Source organism: Enterobacter sp. BIDMC109, assembly GCF_001037885.1.
Lineage (GTDB): Bacteria > Pseudomonadota > Gammaproteobacteria > Enterobacterales > Enterobacteriaceae > Enterobacter > Enterobacter hormaechei_C.
Map to the genome: position 1 here is coordinate 620,954 of NZ_KQ090002.1, position 24,070 is coordinate 645,023.

20 protein-coding genes and 1 pseudogene are annotated in these 24,070 nt (G+C 55.5%); 8 read left to right on the top strand and 13 right to left on the bottom strand.

Annotated elements, in window-relative coordinates; translation table 11 throughout:
* The first annotated feature begins 72 nt into the window (after window positions 1-72).
* Complete coding sequence (locus tag SK62_RS02980; RefSeq protein WP_017382749.1) at window positions 73-972, top strand: AraC family transcriptional regulator; 900 nt, start codon at window positions 73-75, stop codon at window positions 970-972.
* A gap of 45 nt (window positions 973-1,017) precedes the next feature.
* Here the strand turns inward: SK62_RS02980 and yghB are convergent, their stop codons facing one another.
* Window positions 1,018-1,677, bottom strand: coding sequence for a DedA family general envelope maintenance protein YghB (yghB, locus tag SK62_RS02985; protein ID WP_015571869.1), 660 nt, complete (start codon window positions 1,675-1,677; stop codon window positions 1,018-1,020).
* A 142-nt stretch (window positions 1,678-1,819) separates the two neighbouring features.
* Window positions 1,820-3,007 (bottom strand): cystathionine beta-lyase, encoded by a 1,188-nt coding sequence (gene metC / locus SK62_RS02990; protein WP_015571868.1) that lies wholly within the window; start codon window positions 3,005-3,007, stop codon window positions 1,820-1,822.
* Window positions 3,008-3,258: 251 nt separating this feature from the next.
* Between metC and exbB the strand changes: the two genes are divergently transcribed.
* The gene (gene exbB / locus SK62_RS02995; protein WP_048249287.1) at window positions 3,259-3,990 is read left to right on the top strand and encodes a tol-pal system-associated acyl-CoA thioesterase; all 732 of its coding nucleotides are present in this window, start codon (window positions 3,259-3,261) and stop codon (window positions 3,988-3,990) included.
* Window positions 3,991-3,994: 4 nt separating this feature from the next.
* Entirely contained in the window at window positions 3,995-4,420 is a 426-nt protein-coding gene (gene exbD, locus SK62_RS03000; protein ID WP_001251472.1) for a TonB system transport protein ExbD, read from the top strand.
* Between the two features lie 80 nt (window positions 4,421-4,500).
* Here exbD and SK62_RS03005 read toward each other — a convergent pair whose 3' ends face one another.
* Entirely contained in the window at window positions 4,501-4,926 is a 426-nt protein-coding gene (locus tag SK62_RS03005; protein WP_017382748.1) for a hypothetical protein, read from the bottom strand.
* A 1-nt stretch (window position 4,927) separates the two neighbouring features.
* Window positions 4,928-5,332 carry a hypothetical protein gene (locus SK62_RS03010; protein WP_032649523.1) on the bottom strand — a complete coding sequence of 135 codons (405 nt, stop codon included), beginning with the start codon at window positions 5,330-5,332 and terminating at the stop codon, window positions 4,928-4,930.
* A gap of 103 nt (window positions 5,333-5,435) precedes the next feature.
* Here SK62_RS03010 and SK62_RS03015 point away from each other — a divergent pair, with 103 nt between their 5' ends.
* Both SK62_RS03015 and SK62_RS03020 read left to right on the top strand, forming a co-directional pair.
* On the top strand, window positions 5,436-5,939 hold the full coding sequence (locus SK62_RS03015; protein ID WP_023295431.1) for an ESA_00282 family adhesion-associated protein: 504 nt from the start codon (window positions 5,436-5,438) through the stop codon (window positions 5,937-5,939).
* A gap of 43 nt (window positions 5,940-5,982) precedes the next feature.
* Window positions 5,983-6,471 carry a TIGR00645 family protein gene (locus SK62_RS03020; protein ID WP_006811956.1) on the top strand — a complete coding sequence of 163 codons (489 nt, stop codon included), beginning with the start codon at window positions 5,983-5,985 and terminating at the stop codon, window positions 6,469-6,471.
* A gap of 79 nt (window positions 6,472-6,550) precedes the next feature.
* Here the strand turns inward: SK62_RS03020 and SK62_RS03025 are convergent, their stop codons facing one another.
* Window positions 6,551-7,591: an aldo/keto reductase gene (locus SK62_RS03025; RefSeq protein ID WP_047719180.1), complete on the bottom strand. Its 1,041-nt coding sequence runs from the start codon at window positions 7,589-7,591 to the stop codon at window positions 6,551-6,553.
* A 151-nt stretch (window positions 7,592-7,742) separates the two neighbouring features.
* On the opposite strand from SK62_RS03025, the gene SK62_RS03030 reads away from it, so the two are divergent.
* Window positions 7,743-9,290, top strand: coding sequence for a methyl-accepting chemotaxis protein (locus tag SK62_RS03030; RefSeq protein WP_047719181.1), 1,548 nt, complete (start codon window positions 7,743-7,745; stop codon window positions 9,288-9,290).
* On the opposite strand, the gene fucR is transcribed toward SK62_RS03030, so the two are convergent.
* A complete protein-coding gene (gene fucR / locus SK62_RS03035; protein WP_015571863.1) occupies window positions 9,280-10,041 on the bottom strand; it encodes an L-fucose operon activator in 762 nt (253 codons plus the stop codon). The two genes, SK62_RS03030 and fucR, sit on opposite strands and share 11 nt — an antisense overlap.
* Before the next feature lie 76 nt (window positions 10,042-10,117).
* Window positions 10,118-10,984, bottom strand: a complete 867-nt coding sequence (gene yghU, locus SK62_RS03040; RefSeq protein WP_003862465.1) for a glutathione-dependent disulfide-bond oxidoreductase — start codon at window positions 10,982-10,984, stop codon at window positions 10,118-10,120.
* A gap of 183 nt (window positions 10,985-11,167) precedes the next feature.
* Here yghU and gss point away from each other — a divergent pair, with 183 nt between their 5' ends.
* The gene (gene gss, locus SK62_RS03045; RefSeq protein WP_015571862.1) at window positions 11,168-13,030 is read left to right on the top strand and encodes a bifunctional glutathionylspermidine amidase/synthase; all 1,863 of its coding nucleotides are present in this window, start codon (window positions 11,168-11,170) and stop codon (window positions 13,028-13,030) included.
* Between the two features lie 52 nt (window positions 13,031-13,082).
* On the opposite strand, the gene pgaD is transcribed toward gss, so the two are convergent.
* The 4 genes and pseudogenes from pgaD to pgaA form a co-directional block, all read right to left on the bottom strand.
* The gene (pgaD, locus tag SK62_RS03050) at window positions 13,083-13,517 is read right to left on the bottom strand and encodes a poly-beta-1,6-N-acetyl-D-glucosamine biosynthesis protein PgaD (protein WP_015571861.1); all 435 of its coding nucleotides are present in this window, start codon (window positions 13,515-13,517) and stop codon (window positions 13,083-13,085) included.
* Complete coding sequence (gene pgaC / locus SK62_RS03055; RefSeq protein WP_047719183.1) at window positions 13,514-14,845, bottom strand: poly-beta-1,6-N-acetyl-D-glucosamine synthase; 1,332 nt, start codon at window positions 14,843-14,845, stop codon at window positions 13,514-13,516. Before pgaC ends, pgaD begins: the two co-directional genes overlap by 4 nt.
* Complete coding sequence (pgaB, locus tag SK62_RS03060; RefSeq protein WP_047719185.1) at window positions 14,838-16,775, bottom strand: poly-beta-1,6-N-acetyl-D-glucosamine N-deacetylase PgaB; 1,938 nt, start codon at window positions 16,773-16,775, stop codon at window positions 14,838-14,840. Before pgaB ends, pgaC begins: the two co-directional genes overlap by 8 nt.
* Before the next feature lie 8 nt (window positions 16,776-16,783).
* A pseudogene (gene pgaA / locus SK62_RS03065) lies at window positions 16,784-19,223 on the bottom strand (poly-beta-1,6 N-acetyl-D-glucosamine export porin PgaA).
* A 668-nt stretch (window positions 19,224-19,891) separates the two neighbouring features.
* On the opposite strand from pgaA, the gene SK62_RS03070 reads away from it, so the two are divergent.
* The gene (locus SK62_RS03070) at window positions 19,892-20,419 is read left to right on the top strand and encodes a helix-turn-helix transcriptional regulator (RefSeq protein ID WP_045324834.1); all 528 of its coding nucleotides are present in this window, start codon (window positions 19,892-19,894) and stop codon (window positions 20,417-20,419) included.
* A gap of 61 nt (window positions 20,420-20,480) precedes the next feature.
* On the opposite strand, the gene SK62_RS03075 is transcribed toward SK62_RS03070, so the two are convergent.
* The gene (locus SK62_RS03075) at window positions 20,481-23,513 is read right to left on the bottom strand and encodes an autotransporter outer membrane beta-barrel domain-containing protein (RefSeq protein WP_047719191.1); all 3,033 of its coding nucleotides are present in this window, start codon (window positions 23,511-23,513) and stop codon (window positions 20,481-20,483) included.
* Between the two features lie 116 nt (window positions 23,514-23,629).
* Window positions 23,630-23,944, bottom strand: coding sequence for a lipoprotein (locus SK62_RS03080; protein WP_017382737.1), 315 nt, complete (start codon window positions 23,942-23,944; stop codon window positions 23,630-23,632).
* Window positions 23,945-24,070 lie beyond the last annotated feature (126 nt).

Consider the following 24,070-nt stretch of genomic DNA (forward strand, 5'->3'; position numbering starts at 1 on the left):
CAGCGCGCTGGAGAAACGGTAAGAAAATGCGCACACTGTCAGCGTCGGAAACCGTACCCGGAGTAACTGAAAATGAACCGTGATGCCATCTGCCGCCAGCTAACGTCGCAGATTAAGAGACTGATAGATAACGGAAATGATTCGGCTGAGCTGTTGCCGGATATTCGATTGCTGTACGGTACCCAGCCCGGGACGCGCACCCCGGTGATGTATCAGCCCGGCATCGTGTTTCTCTTTTCTGGCCATAAGATTGGCTATATCAATGAGCGCGTGTTCCGTTACGACACCAATGAATATCTGCTTCTGACAGTACCTTTACCCTTCGAATGTGAAACTTTCGCGACAGAGGAGGTACCGCTGGCCGGGATCCGCGTCAACGTCGACATCCTCCAGTTGCAGGAGCTGCTGATGGAGATTGGGGAGGACGAACTTTTCCGGCCGTCAATGGCGGCAAGCGGTATCAACTCTGCGACCCTGTCGGAGGAAATTCTCTGCGCGATTGAACGCCTGTTAGACGTGATGGAAAGGCCGCTGGATGCGCGTATTCTCGGAAAACAGATTATCCGCGAAATTCTTTACCATGTGCTGCTGGGACCGGGCGGCGGGGCGCTGCTGGCGCTGGTAAGCCGGCAAACGCACTTCAGCCTGATTAGCCGCGTGCTGAAGCGCATCGAGAGCCAGTACACGGAAAACCTCAGCGTTGACCAGCTGGCGGCGGAAGCCAATATGAGCGTCTCGGCGTTTCACCATAACTTTAAATCCGTCACCAGCACGTCGCCGTTGCAGTACCTCAAAACCTACCGTCTGCATAAGGCGCGGATGCTGATGATCCACGATGGCATGAAGGCCAGCGCCGCGGCGATGCGGGTCGGGTATGAAAGCGCGTCGCAGTTTAGTCGGGAGTTTAAGCGCTACTTCGGCGTCACGCCGGGGGAAGATGCGTCACGTATAAGAACCATGCAGGGAGCCTGAGGGGAAACGGAGGCCGGGTAAGCGGTAGCGCCACCCGGCTTTTATTTATGCGCTGCAATACTTTTTCTTAATCACTACCGCAATGGTACCCACCAGCCCTGCAACCAGCAGGAAAATCGGCAGGATCATCAGGAAGGTCATCACCTGGTCTTCATGGCGCTTAACAAAGGGGATCATATTCAGCGCGTAGCCGAGCGTGGTGACCACGCCTACCCAGAGCAGGGCGCTCAGCCAGTTGAAGAACTGGAAGCGGCGGTTAGAGAGGCCTGAAATACCCGCCATGGTAGGCAACAGGGTACGAACAAACGCCAGAAAACGCCCGGCAAGTAACGCCAGCAGGCCGTGACGGTCAAACATGCAGGTCGCGCGCTGGTGATATTTATGCGGCAGCTGCGCCAGCCAGCCTTTCACCACGCGAGTGTTTCCAAGCCAGCGCCCTTGCAGGTAGCTCAGCCAACAGCCGAGACTGGCCGCAGAGGTGAGGATCACCATTGTCGGTGCGAAGTCCATCACGCCCTTGCCGATTAACGCCCCTGCGAGCAGGAGCAGGCTGTCACCGGGTAAAAATGAGGCTGGCAGTAATCCATTTTCCAGAAACAGCGTCGCGAACATCACGAAATAGACAATCCCGACGACATGCGGGTCCGCCAGCGCGGCAAAATCGTGTTGCCAGAGCGCCGTGATGATATTTTGAATAACAGCCATGGACTTTCCTGTGGAACAGCAGATATAACGCTATTGTACTCCCAATTTTGCCTGTCGGGGTTGATCGCAGGCGCATCTCATACAGACTTTTCTGCTTGCGGTGTTCAGAATAGCGTCCGGGGAGTACATTTCAGCCAGCACTTTACACGATGCGCTCAAATCCTGCCGATAAATCCGCAATTAAATCGTCCACATTTTCCAGCCCAATATGCAGGCGGATTAAGGTCCCCTCGAAGTCCACCTCGCCGCCCGGGCGCAGGGCCGCAATCTGCTCCGGCTGGTTGGGCAGGATCAGCGATTCAAACCCACCCCATGAATAGGCCATGCTGAAGAGGGTAAAGTTATCCAGATAGCTTGCCAGTTCGGCGTCATTCAGGCGCTTTTTAAGAACAAATGAGAACAACCCGCTGCTGCCCGTAAAGTCACGTTGCCAGTATTCGTGGCCCTTGCTGCCCGGCAGCGCCGGATGGTTAACGCGCTCCACCTGCGGATGCAGCGCCAGCCACTGTGCAATTTGCAGGCTGCTTTCGTGATGCTGACGCAAACGCACGCCGAGCGTACGGATGCCCCGGCTGGTCATGTAGGCGGTATCGGCATCCACCATCTGGCCCATCAGGTAGGCGTTTTCACGCAATTGATCCCAGCAGCGGGCGTTAGACACCGCCGTACCGATCATGCCGTCGGAATGGCCAATCAGGTATTTGGTTGCCGCCTGAATGGAGATATCGATGTCAAATTCCAGGGCTTTAAACAGCACACCTGCCGCCCAGGTGTTGTCGATCATGATGATCGCTTCCGGCGCTATGCTGCGCACCGCCTTCACGATGGCCGGGACGTCATGCACTTCCATGGTGATGGAGCCGGGAGATTCCAGGAACACAACGCGCGTGTTGGGCTGAATAAGCGCGGCAATACCGGCCCCAATCAGCGGATCGAACCAGCTGGTGGTGACGCCGAGCTTGCTGAGTATTTTGGTGCAGAAGTCCTGGCTTGGCTCGTAGGCGGTATTGGTCATCAGGACGTGGTCACCCTGTTCCACAAACGCCAGAATGGTATTGGCGACCGCCGCCGCGCCGCACGGGAACAGCGCGCAGCCCGCGCCGCCCTCCAGTTCGCACATGGCTTCCTGCAACGAGAAATGGGTTAACGTGCCACGACGACCGTAAAACAGCCCGCCCTTCGCGCGATTACGCGTAGCGATTTTTTTATCTTCAACGGTATCAAACACCAGCGAGGAGGCGCGCTGGATCACGCTGTTGACCGAGCCCTGCGTGTATTTCTTACTGCGTCCTGCCTGCACCAGCGTGGTCTCAAGCTGCTTTTTAGTCATGTTCGCTAACCCTATTTTTATACGTCTGGACGTCCAGACTACCACGATTGTCAGAATGTGCATCCGGATGCTTATCGAATAAGCAGAAAATATTATCAAAAATTCGCATAAGAAATTTTTACTGCGTAAGCGCAAGGAAAGTGAGCGAAAATTACGGCACTATGTAAATACTAATGAGAACTACTATCAATTCGACGACGTTTTGATATTATTACGTTCAGATTTTGTGATTTGCGTCCTGGAGATACAGAGTGGGTAATAATTTGATGCAGACGGATCTCTCCGTTTGGGGCATGTATCAACATGCTGACATCGTAGTTAAGATTGTGATGATCGGCCTGATTCTGGCGTCCGTGATCACCTGGGCTATCTTCTTCAGCAAGAGCGCCGAACTTCTTTCACAAAAACGCCGCCTCAAGCGTGAGCAGAAGCAGCTGGCGGAAGCCCGCTCTCTGGATCAGGCTTCTGATATCACCTCATCCTTCCATGCGAAAAGCCTGACTACCCTGTTAGTGAACGAAGCGCAGAACGAGCTGGAACTCTCCGCAGGCAGTGAAGATAACGAAGGCATTAAAGAGCGTACCGGCTTCCGTCTGGAGCGTCGCGTTGCGGCCGTGGGTCGTCATATGGGCCTCGGTAACGGCTACCTGGCGACTATCGGCGCCATCTCCCCGTTTGTCGGCCTGTTCGGTACCGTCTGGGGCATCATGAACAGCTTTATCGGTATCGCCCAGACGCAGACCACTAACCTTGCGGTCGTCGCGCCGGGTATCGCAGAAGCGCTGCTGGCCACGGCTATCGGTCTGGTTGCCGCTATCCCGGCGGTTGTTATCTATAACATCTTCGCGCGCATGATTGGCAGTTATAAAGCCACACTGGGTGACGTTGCCGCGCAGGTTCTGCTGCTGCAAAGCCGCGATCTGGACCTGAACGCCAGCGCCGTTAAACCGGTTCATGCGGCGTCCAAACTGCGCGTAGGTTGATTGTATGGCAATGCGTCTTAATGAAAATCTGGACGATAACGGTGAAATGCATGAGATTAACGTGACGCCGTTTATCGACGTCATGCTGGTTCTGCTGATTATCTTTATGGTTGCCGCACCGCTGGCGACGGTGGACGTGAAGGTGAATCTGCCTGCGTCCTCCAGCCAGCCGCAGCCGCGTCCGGAAAAACCCATTTACCTGTCCGTGAAGGCCGATAAGTCCATGTTCCTGGGCAACGATCCGGTAACGGATGCCTCGGTTATTCCGGCGCTGGACCAGCTGACCGGCGGCAAGAAAGACACCACCGTCTTCTTCCGCGCGGATAAAACCGTCGATTATGAAACCATGATGAAGGTAATGGACACGCTGCATCAGGCGGGATACCTGAAGATTGGTCTGGTCGGCGAAGAGAAAGCGGCCGCGAAGTAAAACGAAGGCTTTTGCAGCCTTCCCTGCCGGGCGGCGGCGTCGCCTTACCCGGCCTGCATTCCGCAACAATCATTGTTGACTCACACTGAAGGCGCCGTCGGCGCCTCTTCATCAAGCGCTACACAGGTCACGTTTGAAGTTCGGTAATGACCTTCCGAGAGTTTACGGGTCAGGCGCAGGGTGGCTGTCTCGCGTGCCAGCAGGTACTGATAGTTCGCCTCCAGTCGCCCGAGGATCTTCTCTTTAAGCTCAGGGCGCTGTTCAATAATGGCGTTCATCACCGCGCCGTAAATCTCCTCCTTGGCCTGCAAGGCGTAAATCTCCCGACGATTCTGCCATTTCAGGCGCACCAGCGTGGCCGGAATCGAAACCAAATCCTGCGTAATTCGCGTCATCTCGTCATTTTTTATCTTTTTCAGGGCGTCGAGATTCTGCTTTAAGATAAATTCATCGCTTTTCTTATCATCTAAAGTCAAATAAACGTTATTACCGCTGTCATCATTCACGTTAATCTTCCCCCAGGTTATAAAAAATGGGATTGTTTTTTTCACGCGTAATTAAATTAAGCCAAATTTCATTGCCGGCCTCATTTATTTGCTGCGTTTTCTCGGTCATTATTTGACTTAGCGTCTGGGCATCTATTTCCCCTTCGGCCTGTAAATCATTTAGTAGATGAACTAAGGCTTCAATCTTGATGGCGCGAAATAAACGCTCTTTTAAATGGCGATCGTGCTCTTCCAGCACCATATTACGGGATTTGCCGGTGCGTGAAACACCAATTAATATGTCGGCTTCATAGTCGGAGAGTTTTCTTTTTCCTTGAGTGAAATTCGCCTCTTTATCTGCTTCCGTCGAAGGCTGTTCCACAGGCGTAATGTGGTACTTTGCCGGGACAAGATTGTCGGGCAGCATTTTAATTTCCTTTAATTTCAAAAAAGGTGGGGGTGGAAAAAGGGTGAGATTCGTTGACAATAACATGAGGCAATTTTAAAATCAAAAAAAATGGAGCCTACCCATGAACAGCATTTTCTTTACGGTCATAACGTTACTATTACTGACCGCTGGCGTGCTTTTATTGATGCAAGAGTTAAATAAAACGAAAGCGTCAAAAGACGTCAGTGAACCGCCGCAGCCTGAATTGATGTCGAAAGAGGAGGGGGAAGATCATTTCTCCGTATTGATGAACGCCGTGACGCCGGTCTGGTACTGGCGGGTAAATCACGAATATATCGATTTTCTCCATGCGACAATTAAGCGAATGAAAATGGCTGAAATTAATGATACGCCCGGCCTGTTCGACGCGCAGCGCCGTTGTAGCGACCTTAATTCGGCGGTTTATAAATATTACGACAATATCAAAAAACGCTGTCTGAATGGCGAGAAGGTGTCGTACTCCGATTTAGACGTATTAAATCTGCGCCAGTGTTTTCGCGAGTTTAGCCTGGAAGCCTACCCGGAACTGGTCGCGCTGGTCTGGCCGGAGTATGCGCGTCCGGATGTGGATCCCAACGAGGTATAGTTGAGATATACTGAGCGCTGGTTTCGTTTGCAGACAGGATTTTATGGAACGCTTCTTTGAAAACGCAATGTATGCCTCTCGCTGGCTGCTCGCACCCGTCTATTTTGGTCTCTCCCTGGCGTTGGTCGCCCTGACGATCAAGTTCTTCCAGGAGATATTTCACGTCCTGCCAAACATTTTCTCCGTGGCAGAAGCCGATTTGATTCTGGTTCTGCTGTCGCTGGTGGATATGACGCTGGTGGGGGGGTTACTGGTGATGGTGATGTTCTCCGGTTATGAGAATTTCGTCTCTCAGCTTGATATCGCCGAGCACAAAGAAAAGCTCAACTGGCTGGGGAAAATGGATGCCTCATCGCTGAAGAATAAAGTCGCGGCGTCGATTGTGGCGATTTCGTCTATACACCTGTTACGCGTCTTTATGGACGCGAAAAACGTCCCGGATAATAAGCTGATGTGGTATGTGATTATCCACCTGACGTTTGTGCTGTCGGCGTTTGTGATGGGGTATCTGGATAAGATCAGTAAGAAATAATTTTACAGCGCCCCTCACCCTGCCCTCTCCCCAGAGGGGAGAGGGCAGGGTGAGGGGCGAAAGCAGCAGGCCGCACTATTTATTTATCCGACGACGCCTGCCACAAATTCAGCTCACCATCCGCAACGTGCTGGTCAATCCGCGTCAGTTCATCTTCGCTAAAGCGCAGGTTATTCAGCGCCTGAACGTTCTCTTCCAGCTGCTCCGGGCGGCTCGCGCCAATCAGCACCGACGTTACACGCTCATCTTTCAACAGCCAGCTTAGCGCCATCTGCGCCATCGTCTGCCCGCGCGCGTGCGCCATCTCGTTCAGCAAACGAAGGCTGCTCAGGTTGGCTTCCGTCAGCATTTTCTCCGTCAGGCCGCGCACTTTTTTCCCTTCGCGTTGCATACGTGAACCGTCCGGAATACCGTTCAGGTATTTTCCGGTGAGCAGGCCCTGTGCCAGCGGGGTAAAGGCGATACAGCCCGTTCCGTTTTTCTCCAGCGCGTCCAGCAGGCCGGTCTTGTCGACCCAGCGGTTAAGCAGGTTGTAAGACGGCTGGTGGATCAAAAGCGGGATCTTCCACTCGCGCAGCAATTTGGCCATTACCGCCGTGCGTTCCGTGGAGTAGGACGAAATGCCGACGTACAGCGCTTTTCCGCTCTGCACCGCGTGCGCCAGCGCGGCGGCGGTCTCTTCCATCGGCGTGTTTTCGTCTACGCGGTGAGAATAGAAAATATCCACATACTCCACACCCATGCGTTTCAGGCTCTGGTCGAGGCTGGCGAGCAGGTATTTACGTGAACCGCCCGAACCATACGGCCCTGGCCACATGTCGTAGCCCGCTTTGGTGGAGATGATCAGCTCGTCACGATACCCGGCAAAATCCTCCCGCAGCAGACGGCCAAAATTCTCTTCAGCGCTGCCTGGTGGGGGGCCGTAGTTATTGGCAAGGTCAAAGTGGGTAATACCGAGATCGAAGGCCTTACGCAGCAGCGCGCGCTGGGAATCGAGCGGCTGAACGTGACCGAAGCTGTGCCACAGGCCCAGCGACAGTGCCGGTAAGCGCAGGCCGCTTTTGCCGCAGTATCGGTACTGCATGTTTTCGTATCGGCCGGTGTAAGGGTGCCAGGACATGATGTCTCCTTTCTTGTCGGTGAATTTTCGAAACAACGTTTTCATTCTATGCCGACTCGATAACAAAAAAGTATATTTTCTGCGGTATCTGCCGATAAAGAGGGTAGTACTCGCCTCTGGGCGAATTCACCCTCACGGCAAGGAATACTCAATGAAGATGCTTCGTAATTTCACCATCCGTTTCGTCATGCTGACGATACTGGGGATCTTTTGTGTCATGTGGGCAGGCGTGGGGCTTTACAGCACCTGGTCTCTGTCTCGTGTTTCTGATGGTAATGATGTTGACCGCCAGCTGGTCCGGCAAATGACGGTGCTGAGCCAGGGCAACGATCAGTATTTCCGTTTCGTCACCCGCCTGAGCCGGGCGATGGAAGTCAAAGCGGCGGGCGGCACGCCGGACCTGGCTCCTGCTCAGCAGGCGCTGGATAACATGAGTAAAAAGCTGGCAGAGATGAAAGCTATCTCCCCGGGCCCGATGGATGAAAAGGTGTCTGCGCAGGTGATTTCCACCTGGCAGGCGCTGCTCGATCGTGGCGTGACGCCGCAGATGGCGCAGGCGAAGCAGGCGACGCTCGAAGGCTATCGTCAGCATGCCAACAACGTCACGCCGCCGCTAAGCCGTGCATTCGGGTCAGCGGCTGAGAACTTTAACAACACCGCGGCGAAGGCGCTCGACAGCACGCGCGTGGTGGTCGACGGCCTCACCAGTATGACCCGGACGGTGATTATCACCGCCACGATCGTGGGTCTGTTGATCCTGCTGTTCACCGACCGCTACCTGGTGGCGATACTGGTAAAACCGCTGGATCGTATCCGTCAGCAGTTCCGCCAGATTGCGCAGGGCGATCTCAGCCAGCCGATTGAATCCTTTGGCCGCAACTGCGTGGGGCAACTGGTGCCGCTGCTGAGCGCCATGCAGGACAGCCTGCGGGAAGCGGTCAGCACGATTCGTTCCGGCAGCGAGAATATCTGGCGCGGGGCAACGGAGATCTCCAGCGGGAATAACGATCTCTCTTCGCGTACCGAAGAGCAGGCCGCCGCGCTGGAAGAGACCGCGGCCAGCATGGAGCAGCTAACCGCAACGGTGAAGCTGAACGCCGAAAGCGCGCGCCAGGCCAGCCAGCTTGCGGATGTCGCCTCCAGTACGGCCAGCCGCGGCGGCTCGCTGGTGGAAGATGTGGTCACAACCATGAGCGGCATTTCGGACAGCTCGAAAAAAATCGCTGAAATCACTACCGTCATCAACAGCATCGCCTTCCAGACCAATATTCTGGCGCTGAACGCCGCGGTGGAAGCGGCCCGGGCCGGGGAGCAGGGGCGGGGCTTTGCGGTCGTGGCGGGTGAGGTGCGTAATCTGGCCAGCCGCAGCGCGAATGCGGCAAAAGAGATCGAAGGGCTGATTGCAAATTCCGTTGCCCGCGTGGAGCAGGGGGCGCAGCTGGTGAACGATACCGGCACCACGATGGAAGCGATCCTGCGCGACGTGACGGAAGTGACCGTCATTATGAAGCAGATCGCCACCGCGTCAGAGGAGCAGAGCAAAGGTATTTCTCAGGTCGGCGTTGCCATCACGCAGATGGACGGCGTGACCCAGCAGAACGCCTCGCTGGTGGAGCAGGTTTCCGCCGCCGCCGCCGCACTTGAACGGCAGACCGAAGAACTCCAGCGCTCAGTGCAGAAATTCCGTCTCACCGCGTAACCTCTCGTGTCAGGCCGTCTCTGGCGGCCTGACGTTTATCGCTCTGAATAATCTGTGTCACCTGCGACAGCTGACCAATTTTCACTTCACTTGCCCGCATAAATTTACTTTTGTCGATCAGCAGCAGCGACTGGCTGGCGCGGTTTAACAGCAGCGCCTTAAAGCCCGCGTTGTGCTCGGACGGATCCCAAAGGACGCCATGCTCATCGACCCCTTCACACGAGAAGATGAACAGATCGATCTCCAGCCCTTTTAGCTGCGTCACCAGCGCCGGGTTAACATAGCAGCGATACTTACGCTCAAGCGTTCCGCCGGAGCAGATAAGCGTGATCCGCTCGCGCTTTGCCATCTCGTGGCAGATAGGCAGACTGTTGGTAAATACGGTGAGGTCGATGTCCGGCAACTGGCGCGCCAGATGAAAGCAGGTTGAGCTGGCGTCGAGGGCGATGGTCATCCCTTCGCTGATCCAGCCCAGCGCGTGGCGGGCAATATCGGCTTTGTCGGCATAATGGCTTTTCAGGCGTGCGCCAAAGGGTTCACCGCTGTCGCGGCTGTCCGGATGAATCAGACGCGCGCGCCCGTGCTGGCGCAGAAGCTTCCCCTGCTGCTGCAACGACTTCAGATCCCGGCGGATGGTCTCTTTGCTGACGGAGAGCTTTTCAGCCAGCACATCGGTAGTCAGCCAGTCGCTTTTACTCAGCAAGGTGATAAGACTCTGCTGTCGGGTCGCTTTTAGCGTCTGGTCTGACATACGAGGCTCCTTGCGCACGCGTGCTGACGCATTTTTCTCATCGCGGAAGAAGGGCGGCGAACCGCCCGGTCATGGATCAACCCTGACGTTTATCTTCCGTCTGGGTATCGAAGTCGCTTGCTGAATGACGCTCATGTAACTGCTCGTTCAGCTCGCCGTTGGTACGGTTAACAATGCGCCCGCGTTTAACGGCCGGACGATTCGCCACATCTTTTGCCCAGCGCTGCACGTTGGTGTACTTCCCGGCATCCAGGAACTCGGCGGCGTTATACACGCTGCCCAGCGCCACGCAGCCAAACCATGGCCAGACTGCCATATCCGCAATGGTATATTCCTCACCCGCTACGTAACGACCGCGCGCCAGCTGTTTGTCCAGCACGTCGAACAGGCGTTTAGCTTCCATGGTGAAGCGATCGATAGCGTACTCAATCTTCACTGGTGCGTAGTTATAGAAGTGGCCAAAACCGCCGCCGAGGAACGGGGCCGCGCCCTGTAACCAGAACAGCCAGTTCAGGGTTTCCGTTCGTCCTGCCGGATCTTTTGGCAGGAAGTGACCAAATTTCTCGGCCAGGTAGAGCAGGATATTGCCGGATTCAAAGACGCGCGTCGGCGGGGTGGTGGAGTGGTCACGCAGGGCCGGGATCTTCGAGTTCGGGTTCACGTCGACAAAACCGCTGGAGAACTGATCGCCCTCACCAATGCGGATCAACCATGCGTCGTATTCCGCGCCCGTCACGCCCAGCGCCAGCAGCTCTTCCAGCATGATGGTAACTTTCTGTCCATTCGGCGTACCGAGAGAGTACAGCTGGAGCGGGTGCGCGCCCACAGGTAGCTCTTTCTCGTGCGTCGCGCCCGAGACGGGACGGTTGATGTTGGCGAACGCACCGCCGTTATTCTGTTTCCATTCCCACACTTTCGGTGGCTGATAGGTGTTATCTGACATGTTGGCCTGCCTTTTTGGTGTTGTGTTGAGGCAGTGTAGCAGGAGATGCAGGAACCGTTTAACGATGCGAGCGTAATGGGCAGGGCGGGTGTATGATAACGCCACCTCTGTCAGTTAATTACAACGTGCAGACGACGACAACCCCACAAAAAAATTGCCGCCTGCCTGTTTTAGGTTGGACACATGCGTAAAGGAACGTTAAGCAGTGACGCACCCTTCGGGACGTTATTAGGTTATGCGCCGGGTGGCGTGGCGATTTACTCTTCAAATTACGGCAGTCTCGATCCGCGTCACTACCCGGAAGACGCGGAATTCCGCAGCTATATCGGCAACGAATACATGGGCCATAAATGGCAGTGCGTTGAGTTTGCGCGCCGTTTCCTGTTTCTCAATCACGGGTTTGTTTTTACCGACGTCGGGATGGCGTGGGAGATCTTCTCCCTGCGTTTTTTGCGCCAGGTGGTAAACGACAATATTTTGCCGCTACAGGCCTTTGCTAATGGCTCAAAACGCGCGCCGCAGGCCGGTGCGCTGCTCATCTGGCAAAAGGGCGGTGAGTTTCATGAAACCGGCCACGTCGCCGTCATTACCCAGCTGCTGGATGACAGAGTGCGCATTGCCGAGCAGAACGTTATTCACTCCCCGCTGCCGATGGGGCAGCAGTGGACGCGCGAGCTGCGTCTGAGCGTGGAGGACGGTTGCTATACGCTTCATGACACGTTCAACGATACCGAGATCCTCGGCTGGATGATCCAGACGGAGGAGACGGAACACAGTATTCCTCAGCCGGAGATCGACGGTGAACTGCTGAAAATCAGCGGCGCGCGATTGAAGAACAACCGTCAGTTCGACGGAAAATGGCTCAATGAAAACGACGCCCTGCAACAGGCGTACGTTCGCGCCAACGGCCACGTTATCAACAACGATCCCTGCCAGTACTTCACCATTACCGAAAGCGCCGAGCAGGAGCTGATCAAAGCCACCAACGAACTGCATCTGATGTACCTTCATGCCACCGACAAGGTGCTGAAAGACGACAGCTTACTCGCGCTTTTCGACATCCCGAAAATTCTCTGGCCGCGTCTGCGCCTTTCCTGGCAGTGGCGTCGTCACCATATGATCACCGGTCGTATGGATTTCTGCATGGATGAACGCGGCATCAAGGTTTACGAGTACAACGCGGATTCCGCCTCCTGCCATACCGAGGGCGGGCTCATTCTTGAAGAGTGGGTGAAAAACGGCTATCGCGGCACCGGCCACAATCCGGCGGAAGGGCTGCTGGAGGAGCTGACCGGCGCATGGAAGCACAGCCACGCGCGGCCGTTCGTCCATATCATGCAGGACAACGATATCGAAGAGGATTACCACGCGCTCTTTATTCAGCGCTCGCTGATCCAGGCCGGGTTTGAAACCAAAATCCTGCATGGACTGGGGGCGCTGAGCTGGGATGCAGCCGGGCAATTGATTGATGATGAAGGCCGTCACGTCAACTGCGTATGGAAAACCTGGGCGTGGGAAACGGCGATTGAGCAGATCCGCGAGGTGAGCGAAACCGAGTACGCCGCCGTGCCTATCCGCACTGGTCACCCCCAAGGTGAAGTGCGCCTGATTGATGTCCTGCTGCGCCCGGAAGTGCTGGTCTTTGAACCGCTGTGGACGGTGATCCCTGGTAACAAGGCGATCCTGCCGGTGCTGTGGCAACTGTTCCCGAACCACCGTTACCTGCTGGATACCGATTTTGAGGTCAACGATCTGCTCAAACGGACCGGTTATGCCGTTAAACCGATCGCCGGACGCTGCGGGAGCAATATCGATCTGATCGGCGCCCAGGACGAACTGCTGGACCAGTCCAGCGGCAAGTTTGTTGACCGCAAAAATATCTACCAGCAGCTATGGTGCCTGCCGAAGGTTGACGGCAGATACATTCAGGTCTGCACTTTTACCGTGGGCGGGAACTATGGCGGAACCTGTCTGCGCGGGGATGACTCGCTGGTGGTGAAGAAAGAGAGCGATATTGAACCGCTGATTGTGGTGAAAGATAAATAACGTCTCCCTGTTATAAAAACGCCCCCGCAGGGCATGTTGCGGGGGCGTTTCATTACTGCTCTTCCTCTTCCTGCTGCTCGCTGATCTTCAAATCAATGATCCGGCCAATCTGGTCATGGTAAACCGTCAGCAGGTTGTACTGGCTCATCTCGGACATAATTTGCGGCGTGACGTTAAAACTTTGGGCAAGCTCGTCATGGCGCAACATTTCCGGATGACGCCGCCTCACATGCGCGCGGCGGCGATTGTACTGATACCACAGGATCAGCAGCCAGCCGTTGAACGCCGCAATCAGCAGATAGACCAGCACCGTATTAAAGGAGGCGATAATCACGCTCCAGCGGTGATCGCCCTCCTCGGTTAACTGCATCCACAGCCTGGCGTACAGAAAAAACAGGAATCCTCCCCAGGCTATCAGCGTTAATGCGGCATCGAAAAGACGCGGCGCCAGCCGATGTTCAGTCAAAATTAACGTATTCTCGTTCATTGGATGCTCCCTTTACCCCGGTCCGGACTGATCCAGCGCGCGCGGGCGCGTTTACGTTTAAGCATGACTTTCGGAAATGCCATGAGGGTGGTAAACAGGCCAATCATCCAGTACACCATCGGGAACCAGATTACCCAGAACAGCGAGCCTGCCACTTTCCGCTCGTAGCGCCGCTCGATATACAAACTGACGAGGAATTGCAGCAGGCACATCACGCCCAGCAGCAGCCCGGTAAACGCCGGGGGAAACAGGCTCGCAACGGCCAGGTTCGCGGGAAGAGGGATAATATGGCTGAGAATGAACAACACCACGGTCGCCCCATAGGCAAACGCCCACAGCGTTGATAGCGCGTACTCAAGAAACAGGGGCCACATGCGATGATGCTCCCAGCGGGCCATCTTGCGCAGGTTAACCAGAAACACCTCTGCACCCCCCTGCGCCCAGCGCAGACGCTGTTTCCACAGCCCCTTTAGCGTCTCCGGCATCAGGATCCAGCACAGCGCCCGCGGCTCGAAAAAGATATCCCAGTGGCGAAGCTGAAGCTTCCAGCTTATGTCGATATCCTCTGTGATCATGTCCGGGCTCCAGTACCCGACATCCGCCAGCGCCTGTCGGCGAAAGGCGGCGATGACGCCGGAGACGGTAAAGACCCGGCCATAGATCCGCTGCGTTCGCTTGATAAGGCCAATAATGGAAGAAAACTCGCCCACCTGAATGCGGCCAATCAGCGTTGAGCGCGTGCGAATACGCGGATTCCCGGTGACGGCCCCAACGTGGGGATACTGAATCAGCGGTGCCACCAGATACGCCGCGGTGTCGCGGTCGAGCAGGGCGTCGCCGTCAATGCAGACCAGCAAATCGCCCCGGGCCGCCGCAGCGCCGGCCTTGAGCGCCACGGCTTTCCCCTGGTTCTCCGCGAGATTAATCACCCGCAGGCGCGGTTGCTCTCGCGCCAGCTGTTGCAGTACCTCCGCCGTGTTATCAGAAGAACCGTCGTTGATGGCGATAACTTCCACATTCCAGTACCGCTGACCCAGCGCGGCGCTAATGGTCTCCCGTGCGTTGCGTTCCTCATTGAAGCAGGGAATAAGAATCGAGATTAACGGCTCACCGGCTAAGGCGGGGGCGGGTGTTGCGTTATCCCACGACCAGTGCCGTTCAAGCTGAAACCAGAAATAGAGGCCGCCGGTTACCCAGAGCACGGACATAAAAAGCGGCCAGAAAAAGACAAAGTCCAGAATCAGTTCGCCGGTAAACAGCGCGGCTACGCCTAACGGCAACCCGAATACCAGACACAAAATAGAGAAGGCGATAATGCGATCAGTCATTGTCAGGATACCAGTACGAAGAAAATTCAGGTCTGATACGTGAAATATCAGGTTGGTTGTTGAGGAAGTCGTCGGGGTAATAACCGTAATTTTTGATGCCGTTCAGCTGGAGCACCCGCATCCACTCCACCAGACGTTCATCGGCTACGGCACGCTGCGGTTTCTGTGCCCAGTTCCTGGCCTGTAGCTCAAAAATCGTTTTATTCAGCGCGCCGGGGCGTGCGGCGACGGCTTTGACTAAACGCGTCAGCCAGGCATTGCTCTCTTCTGCCGGGACGGACTCCATCAGCGGCATTGCCATCGGCACCGTCCAGTCGTAGGCCGCCAGAAAATCATCGAGATTTTGCGCAAACCATGCCTCGCTTTCCGGCTCGAGAATGGGCAACGCGAACATGTTCCGCGCGGTTTTGATCTGCGGGCCACGGATGTTTTTCACCGCCTGGCTCAGGGTGCGGGTAAAGCCGATAAGCCGCTGACTCTTCTGTCGGGTCGTGTCCTGCCCGGCATCGTCAACGTCCGTCAGCACCGCATCGTCATGAAATAAGATCCCATTGAAGCTGGCATAGCGGGCCAGATCTTCATAGATCTCCGTCACCTGCTGGCGAACCTGCGGACTCCACGGGGAGAGCCTGATATAGGGCTCGGCGGCCACGGTCAACGCTCCCGTTTGACGATCCCGGCGCTGCACGCGCGGCAAGGCTGGACTGAGATCGAAAGAGAGAACCGGCATCCACGCGAAGACTTTCACTCCCGCGCGGGTTTGTAGCTGCCAGGCGACAAAATTAAAGAGATCGGCCCGGACCGGGAGCCGACGGTTGGGGAAATAGAGCGCATCGATCCTGCCGTCGCCCCGCGGATCCGAAAACGCCTGGAGAAACACATGGCTGATTTTCATGTCGTAGACCCGCTGGACGAGTTTGTTGATGTTTTTCGTCTGCTGGGCCGGATCGGGATCGTAGACGTAATCGAGATCGACATGCATGACGCGCACCGGGTCAAACTCCTGAACGCGGCTAACCGTGTTGGAAAAGGTTTTTATCGACGGATTTCCAGCGATCAGCAGGCGCGGGATGTTGCCGAGGTCGCGCACGTTTCCCAGCCCGTCCTCCAGGGTAAAGGCCAACTGATAGCCCTGTTTCTGGGCGATAGCGAGCGACGTACCGTTGGCAGCCCCATAGGGCCACACCCAGGCACGCGGCGCTTTTCCCGTCACCTGGGTGATTTTATCGGTGACTTTCCGTACGTCTGCGGCGATCCGCTGGTTGAAGTGTTCATCGGTTTCGTAATGCCCCGTCGCGTTATCGAAAAAACGGTTGGCGATGGCGGGTTCACGGCTTCCCTGCGGGTTGGCCGGAATGCCGTAATGCGAGGCCCAGGTATGCGAGCCAATCTCAACCAGCGGGGACTGGCTGAGCTCGCGAACCATATCCCAGGTGGCAAAGCGATCGCGGGGCGTCATCAGGCCGCCGAAGTTAACTTTTTGATTTGCTGGCGTATCCACCCAGCTGCCCACCGGCGCCCACAGCGCAGGAACGTTCCAGGCCTGAAGCAGGGGCCAGACCCGGGTATAAAAGCTGCTGTAGCCGTCATCAAAGCTGAGCAAAACGGCTTTCGGCGGCAGCGCTTTTTTCCCTTCATGCGCATCCAGAATGTCCTGCACGCTGATGGCGTGATAGCCGTTGTGCAAAAGCCAGCTTATCTGCTCGTTTAAGGCGCTGGTGCGAACGGAGAGGTAGCGCTGATCGGCGGCATCATCTTCGACGTCGTGGTAGGCCAGAACCAGAAACTGATTCTCCGGCCAGGGTTTGCTGGCCTCCAGCTGCGGCCTCTCTTCAGGGGCCATAAAGGAGAGCGGCTGCGCGCAGAGGCTCGCGCTGAGGCAGAGCCAGCCGATGACGATCAGGCTTACAGAAAAACGTGTGTTCAGCATATTCATCCTTAAAAGCGTAAAGTCGCATCTAACGTGACGGAGAGATTGCTCTCGCGTTTGCCGTCGTAAGGGCGCTTATCCCAGTTCAGCATCACGCCAGTATCGACAACGTTGTTCCACTGGATGCGTTGCCCGTAACCCATCAGGGTAATGGCGCCAGGTGACTGATTTTTCTGCCAGTAGCTGCCGCCGCCTGCCTCGAACTGCTGGCTCCAGAGGGTGTCGTAGTGGCGGTACATCTCATGGTCAACGGACAGGGCGGCCGTCACGGACAGATCCCGTGCCGGGTTGTAATAGAGCGTATTCCGCAGGCTGTTTTTACTGGCGGCGATCCCCGGTTCGAGATCCAGCGTCAGGGTCGGGGTCTGCCAGAGACGCTCTTTCCCGGAGAGGGTGTATTCCTGACGGCGGTTGTGGTCTGAGAAGCGGCTGACGGCGGCGTTGAACTGGTATTCACGTCGCTCGTTTTGATACCAGCGCACCCCCCCCTTCACCCCGGTTGGCGCTGATCCCATTGCGTAATGCCCGTAAGGGTGTCGCGCGTGACAAGCGTTCGAGGTTACCGCTGACCTGCCAGTTATCACTCAGGCTGTAGGTTGTTGAGAGCCGTGCGCCCGGCCTGTTTGTGCCGTGATAGCGGTTGCTGGAGAGCTCGGCTTCGAGCGTGAGGTCACGGGGGCGCCACTCAACGCCGCCCAACAGGTGGCGGCTGATGCCTTTACCTTCGTCGAAATTCCCCTGGGCATAGCGGGCGCCGGCAAACAGCCGCCAGTTATCCGCCACGGGCGGGCCATAGAGCGTGGCGTCCCAGCTCATGTCGTGGCTACCGCTGACGGGGTTATCTGAGTGCAATCCTTTACCCGCGTTCAGACGCAGCTCAGACATGTGGTGGACCGCTCTGAGCCTGTCCAGGCGACGGGCGCTGCGATCGGCGGGGGCGCGAGCAATCACGTCATCAGCCAGTAAATCCATCTGACGCCACTCCTGAAGGTCCATTGCGACGTAAGCCTGCTGTTTTTCAAGCTCCAGATTCGCGGGTTCAAGCGCCTCTGCTCGTTTAAGCTTTTGCTCGGCCGCGCGCGGCAGGCCTCTGGCCTGAAGCAGGGCGGCATAATCAATCTGTAACCCCTGATTTCCCGGCGCCGTTGATGCCAGACGATACGACAGCTTTTCGGCCTCCGGCAGGGCGTTGGTCGCCAGCAAATAGTTAAGTTTGAGAGACTGTCCGGTGAGCCACCGATCGTTCGGCTGAGCGGTCGGGGATCCGAAATCGTAGCGGGTCCAGGGAACGCTGCGGGTCTCGCGCTCAACGTAGCGGCGGGCGGTCTGATACTGCCCCGTATCCAGCCAGGCGTAGAAAAGCGCATGCTCCTCATCCTGCGGATCGGAGGCGTAGTGTGGATAGCGTTGCACAAGCGAGAAGGCGGCGACGGTGTTTTTCTCCTGCAAATATGCCGAGATCACCCAGCCGATGGCCCAGTCCGGTACCGGATGCTGTGCGGCCGTCAACGCCTCATATTCGCTAATGACCTGCCGGTAATTACCCTGCGCATACAGGGCGCCAAGCCGATCGATACGGGCAAGGACGACGTCTTCAGCCGCCTGCGGTTCGTTTTGCCAGCGGGAAAGCAGGGTGTGATAGCGATCTAACGCGTTTTGTGCCAGCCGCAGGCGCTCTTTCTCCGTTCTGCCAGGCACATCCGCCAGGCGTACCCTTTCAGCCGCGGCGTTACGCTCAAGGCGGCGGCGCTCCGCGGGAGACATCGCCGCGCTTTGCGACAGCCAGAGTGCAGGCGTGCTTACCCGGTTTTCCGTTAACGCATCGATCGTCTCGCGAAGAAGGGCATTATTCTCGGGAGCGGCGTTCAGTGCACGCATGTCCGCCAGCAGCCGGTCCCCGTTTTTTCCCTGGCGCATCCAGACATAGGAGAGCGTCTCAAGGTGCGCGGGAGAAGGATCGTCCTTAACCAGCTGCCGGGCTTCCGAAAGCGCGAGGCGATCTCTGCGGGCATCGGCCAGGGTCTTAACATAGCCGATGCGGTAATCGTCGTTATCTGGCGCAAGGCTGAGCGCCTCTTTCCACAGCGATAAGGCGGATGGCCAGGCTTTTTGGTTTCTTCTGGACTGGGCGACAGCAGCGATGGCGCGAGCGGGCAGCGGCATATAAATACCATAACGCTGCCAGACCCGGATAACCTCATCATCGCGTCCTGCCCAGGAGGCTACCTGTAACCAGTCCGCAACCTGTCCGGGTGTTAAAGCATGCTGTTGCTCATAGCGCTGTAGGTAATCAAGAAACAGAGCGTAATTACCGTTACGTGCCTGTTGTATCTGATGCTCATAAACGGATTCATCAGCCTGAACCAGAACAGGAAAGAGTAAAAGCAGGAGCAATAATATTGTGGTGCGATAAAAGAATAACGTAGTGAAGCTAAGCGATCTTTCCATATCTATTTGCCATTTGTTTATCGTGAATCCATTGCATAACACGGCCGCCTTTTAACTCTGTGTTAAAGGGCATAAAGGAGAACATTAAATCTGAATGATGCTACGTTATGGGGTACTTACTTAAAGGTAATTATGAGCCCTCATCTCAGTGGTCTGATTGGGCTTAATGTACACCCGATATGTTGGGGGATAAATAAGTTGAAAAGCGGCTGGGAGGTTTTGAGATAATTCTGGAAGAAGTAAGTTTTTTAGATAATTCAGTGCAGGATTGTTCTTTTTAACTGATTGATGTTAAATGTTTTTTCTTTTGCTGCTTCCTGTTTTTTTATATTAGAAATGAAGTTCTGCTGAGTTAATTAAAGTACTTTCTGGTGCATGTTTGGGAAGTTTCATGACAAAAATTCTTAATGTTCAGAGAAGTGACTTTTCTGAAATTCTTTTTTATTTATAATTAACGCCAGGCATTGAGTGATAGTCTACAAAAAGTCTAGCTCACCAATGTCATATTGAGGGATGATCAAAGCCAGAAAACATTTGCCGTTAATGTAAAACGCTATAAACGAAAGCGTTCTTGTTTCTTAAGAGGCGGGCTTGCTTTAATCTAAAAGGGATGGTTAGTGGCGACTTCAATAGTGTTAGTGACTCAGGATTGTTTCCTTGTCAGGGGGATGCGGCTATTTTTCCCGGATATAATTTGCCTCAGTTCGATAGACAGAAACATATTTGATACCGACGCAAATGAATATACTGTACTGATTGATAGCCGTACGCCGCTCCGTTTATATGATTACCTGATACGCCATCCGGCCAGAACGAGAAAAACGATCTGCTGCGTTATGCTGGATATGCGTCCTCGAGAGGAGGATCTTCTCAGTATGAAGCTGTTTATGAACACGTCGCTTACGGCTCCGGATATGGCGTCGTTATTCAATCTGGTGCTTGATATGAAAGGCAGGCGTCTGACAACCAAATGGCTGCTTAACTTACGGCTGAGTCGACACGAAGCGATAATGATCAGGTTGCTGAAGGCAGGGAGGTCAATGGAAGAGATTGCAGATAAGCTGAATATGTCGGTTAAAAGCCTCTATCGCAAGCGAACGGTGCTGTCGGAGCGGTTAGGAGCAGGTAACTTCAACGAGGCGTGTTTGTTTATCTTTAAAAACAAACTGCTGGACGTGGTTGGGAACGATCCCTAGCTTCGTCAGAAGCCAAAAGCAGAAACCCGCCACGAGGGCGGGTTCTTTTAATGGAAATAATTCAGAACGACCAGCGCAGATTGGCGTTAACAGAGTTGACGCGGGTATCCGCACCATATTGTCCCTGGTAACCCACATCCAGCGTCGCAGCACGCGACAGCTGTACGCTCACGCCGATATCACCGACCATCACATCCTCATCCACGGCCTGTCCCTGAGTAATGAACGCGTCGCTGCCCGCAAACGCCATGCGCGAAGAGGTATTCTTATCGCCATAGGCGTGCTGCCAGCCCAACGAACCGTAGAGGTTAACGTGCTTCGGCAACTCGGTCACACCGCGCAACCCGAGTGTCGTATAGAAGGTGTTCATCGTTTCGTTACGGACGCTCAGCGCAGCGGCACCGCCGTCTTCCCTGAAGCTGTCGGTATGCAGCCGGATGTACGATAAATTGACGAACGGCTCAATATTCCTGTCTGGCTGGCCGAAACGGTAGCCCGCTTCGGTGAACGCCAGCAGGGAGTTCGCGTCGTAATCTGACTTCAGCCGATCCGAGAAGCCGCTGAAATCAACATTGCGCTCGCCTTCGATCTTGTGCCAGGTGTAACCCAGCGCGCCGCGAAGGGAGAACGCATCCTGTTGACCCGCCGCATACAGACCAAGGTGATAGTTGTCGGTATCCGTTGAGGAGCGACGGCTGTCGACGTCATAATCACCCCGGCTGTAGCCGAAGTAGCCGCCGACACGCACGTTATGGTCCGCCAGTTTGCGATCTGCCCCCAGCAGGAAGCCGGTGGTGTTGCCGTCCAGCTTGCCCACGTTACCGTCGCCGCTGTTTCGGCTCCAGGAGCTGAAGGTCTGGCCCCAGACGCCATTGTTTTGCGGCTCCGGCTGCTGCACCAGCGACATGGCTAACGGTGGTATCGGCAGGCTGTCGTTATCAAACGCGCGCTGCATCCGCTGGTTTAACACGTTAAACACCTGCGTGCTGCCAGCGATCAGGTTGGACTGCATTGACGGATAAACTTCACCAGAAAGCTGGTTGAACGCCTCGCGCGCTTCCGGTGCGCTCAGCAGAAGCAGCGAGTTATACAGCGCCAGCGACGGGCCGCTTTGCGTCAGCGTGGAGAGCGCGCCTGCGGTATTCCACTGGTTGCTGCTTTGGGCCACGGTCTGGAAAATGCCCGGCTTGCCGCTGCCCGGGTTTTCACCGCCAGGATTCTCACCGCCCGGGTTTTCACCACCAGGATTTTCGCCTCCGGGGTTTTCACCGCCAGGATTCTCACCGCCAGGGTTTTCGCCTCCGGGGTTTTCTCCTCCAGGATTCTCGCCACCGGTCTCTTTCTGCGCGATGGTCAGATCGACGGCGTTGGTACTTTGCTTAAGCGCCACGTCGAGGAATGCGGATTTGGAGATCGCTCCGGCGAACTCACCGTCGATTCCCCCGTCGGAGGTCAAAATGCGGTAGCTTTGGCCCGTTTTATAGCTGGTTTGCGGATCCAGCGCGGTGACCTGTACCTTAGCCTGATTGCTGATGGTGGTTTTGCCCGATACCAGTAGCTGGTCGCTGCGGCCATCTGCTGCGATATCGACGTCATAGAAGGATTCGCCGATAAAGTTCAGATAGCGTTTCAGCGTCAACGTACCGATATTGCCGTCGCCGGGCGAGATATGTCCGCCGGACAGGATCTCGGTCTGGCCCAGCGTCCCGTTGCCGCCCAGCGTTCCGCCGGACTTGATTGACGCGGCACTGCTGTAACCCACCCCGTTGCTGACGTCTGAACCCGCCGTCGCGTTGAGGATCAACGTGCCGCCGTTCTCCGCGCTAAGGGTCTGGACGTCAAAGATATCGTCTTCTGGCTGGGTATTAATATTGCTGGCAATGATGACTTTACCGCCCCGCGCGGTTACGTTCGCCTTGAGTGCGGAAAGATCGCCGTTCAGCGTCGTCTGCCCGGAGGTGTTGATCACATCACCTTCACCGCTCATCGTGTTGCTGAAGAGGTAATTTCCGTCGGTATGGTTGAAGTAGACATAGCTGCCGAACAGTCCGCCACGAAGGCTGATTGCCGTCTTCGCATCGAGGGTACCTGCGCCGCCCGCCGTGCCAAGCGTTGGCTCAGTTAAACCCGTGCCGGTGTCCATATTGCCGCGGCTGCCGATGATGAGCGCACCCCGGTTCGAGCCGGAACCCGATGTCCCCACGATCAGCGCATTGCTGCCAGCGGAAAATGAACCGCCGTCAATCACAGACAGCACGCCATTGCCGTAATCGCCCACGCTCACGCTGCTGCCGCTGGTAAAGCGCGAGTCCTTGCCTGCAATAACCAGTTCGGCAGTTTTCCCTGCGCCGGAGACGCCCGCCACCTGCACGCCGCCAACGTTAACCGTTCCGCCGTTCAGCACATCCAGGTCGCCATATAGCGTCAACGTACGGCCAACGTTCCACTGTGACCCGCTCCCCGTGACGGTGGCTTTCGGGCTCAGCGTGTCGGTTTCACCCGGCCCGGTACCGTTGCCGATGCGCGCATCGTAAGCGGTGCTGAGCGACGCGCCGTCTTCAATCGCAAGCGTGGAGCGTGCGCCCAGATCGGTGCCTACACTGAGAAAATTACTGGTCACACGAGAGCCGGCACCCGTGGCGATTAGGTGGCTGTCGTAGCCGCGGGTGGTGCCGACAACGATCTCCTTTGCGCTCGCCAGCGCGCCCTCTTCGACTCGCAGGGTGCCGAGGCCAAGATTCAGGTCGCCGCGAAGGACGTACCGATCGTTCACCGCGTTAAGCTCAGCGTCTGGCCCACGGACCGTGACCACGCTTTCATAAATTTTGCCGTCGAACAGCCGACCGATATTGATGTTATAGGCGGTGATTTTGCCATTATCGATCAGCAGGTTTCCGCGTTGGTTACGTCCAACATAAACATCTCCGGTGTAACCCAGCGTTTCGGTAATACGCGACTCGCCATCAAAAAAGGCATCGGCTGCACGCGCGACATCGGCAGGTAAAAAAAGTAACAGCGGCGCGGAAAATAGAGCGAGGTAAAGTCTGGAAAGCGGTGTCTTAACCGCTAAAGAATGTGATGTAGAGTTATTCACGGGCTATCTCCGTACTCATTAGCATGATGTCAGGAACATCGTTTTTATATGAAAACTCAGATACGTCAGATAACGTAAAAGGCGTTATTTCAGTACGCCTTTTAATGCGGTGCTAATTATTTATGTGTGACAACTGGTGTACAGGTTGGCGCGCTCAGCGTCGGTGCAGATCCTAAAATTCCCGGCATCATCATCGATGAACAATCGAAAATACGCCCTTTTTCTGTCGTGGCGCGATAAGAGAGTTTTTGTCCTCCCAGTGCGTCCGGCTGGGCGCCATTAACGTTGGATACGGTTATTTCATCCGATGAGCCCAGTCCCAGCATTTTAGCGGTCTCCGCCTGTAGGAGTGGAATAGCCTGATCGGTTTTCAACGTGGAACAACCGGCTAGCATCAACGTAACGGTTAAAACGATGAGTGGTTTTTTCATAAATTATCCTTGATATCCAACCAGTTAATTTCACTGATTGTATTTATGTTTTCTTTTACCCAAATCAGCGAATAATATATTTCTCTTTCCTAATCGAAAAAACCCTCCTAAAGTAGGGTGGGTAGA

Excerpts from the sequence above, each read along its gene's own strand:
- SK62_RS02980 (WP_017382749.1), top strand. The coding sequence starts at position 73 with ATGAACCGTGATGCCATCTGCCGCCAGCTAACGTCGCAGATTAAGAGA.
- yghB (WP_015571869.1), bottom strand. The coding sequence starts at position 1,677 with ATGGCTGTTATTCAAAATATCATCACGGCGCTCTGGCAACACGATTTT.
- metC (WP_015571868.1), bottom strand. The coding sequence starts at position 3,007 with ATGACTAAAAAGCAGCTTGAGACCACGCTGGTGCAGGCAGGACGCAGT.
- exbD (WP_001251472.1), top strand. The coding sequence starts at position 3,995 with ATGGCAATGCGTCTTAATGAAAATCTGGACGATAACGGTGAAATGCAT.
- SK62_RS03010 (WP_032649523.1), bottom strand. The coding sequence starts at position 5,332 with ATGCTGCCCGACAATCTTGTCCCGGCAAAGTACCACATTACGCCTGTG.
- SK62_RS03015 (WP_023295431.1), top strand. The coding sequence starts at position 5,436 with ATGAACAGCATTTTCTTTACGGTCATAACGTTACTATTACTGACCGCT.
- SK62_RS03020 (WP_006811956.1), top strand. The coding sequence starts at position 5,983 with ATGGAACGCTTCTTTGAAAACGCAATGTATGCCTCTCGCTGGCTGCTC.
- SK62_RS03025 (WP_047719180.1), bottom strand. The coding sequence starts at position 7,591 with ATGTCCTGGCACCCTTACACCGGCCGATACGAAAACATGCAGTACCGA.
- SK62_RS03030 (WP_047719181.1), top strand. The coding sequence starts at position 7,743 with ATGAAGATGCTTCGTAATTTCACCATCCGTTTCGTCATGCTGACGATA.
- fucR (WP_015571863.1), bottom strand. The coding sequence starts at position 10,041 with ATGTCAGACCAGACGCTAAAAGCGACCCGACAGCAGAGTCTTATCACC.
- yghU (WP_003862465.1), bottom strand. The coding sequence starts at position 10,984 with ATGTCAGATAACACCTATCAGCCACCGAAAGTGTGGGAATGGAAACAG.
- gss (WP_015571862.1), top strand. The coding sequence starts at position 11,168 with ATGCGTAAAGGAACGTTAAGCAGTGACGCACCCTTCGGGACGTTATTA.
- pgaD (WP_015571861.1), bottom strand. The coding sequence starts at position 13,517 with ATGAACGAGAATACGTTAATTTTGACTGAACATCGGCTGGCGCCGCGT.
- pgaC (WP_047719183.1), bottom strand. The coding sequence starts at position 14,845 with ATGACTGATCGCATTATCGCCTTCTCTATTTTGTGTCTGGTATTCGGG.
- pgaB (WP_047719185.1), bottom strand. The coding sequence starts at position 16,775 with ATGCTGAACACACGTTTTTCTGTAAGCCTGATCGTCATCGGCTGGCTC.
- SK62_RS03070 (WP_045324834.1), top strand. The coding sequence starts at position 19,892 with ATGCGGCTATTTTTCCCGGATATAATTTGCCTCAGTTCGATAGACAGA.
- SK62_RS03080 (WP_017382737.1), bottom strand. The coding sequence starts at position 23,944 with ATGAAAAAACCACTCATCGTTTTAACCGTTACGTTGATGCTAGCCGGT.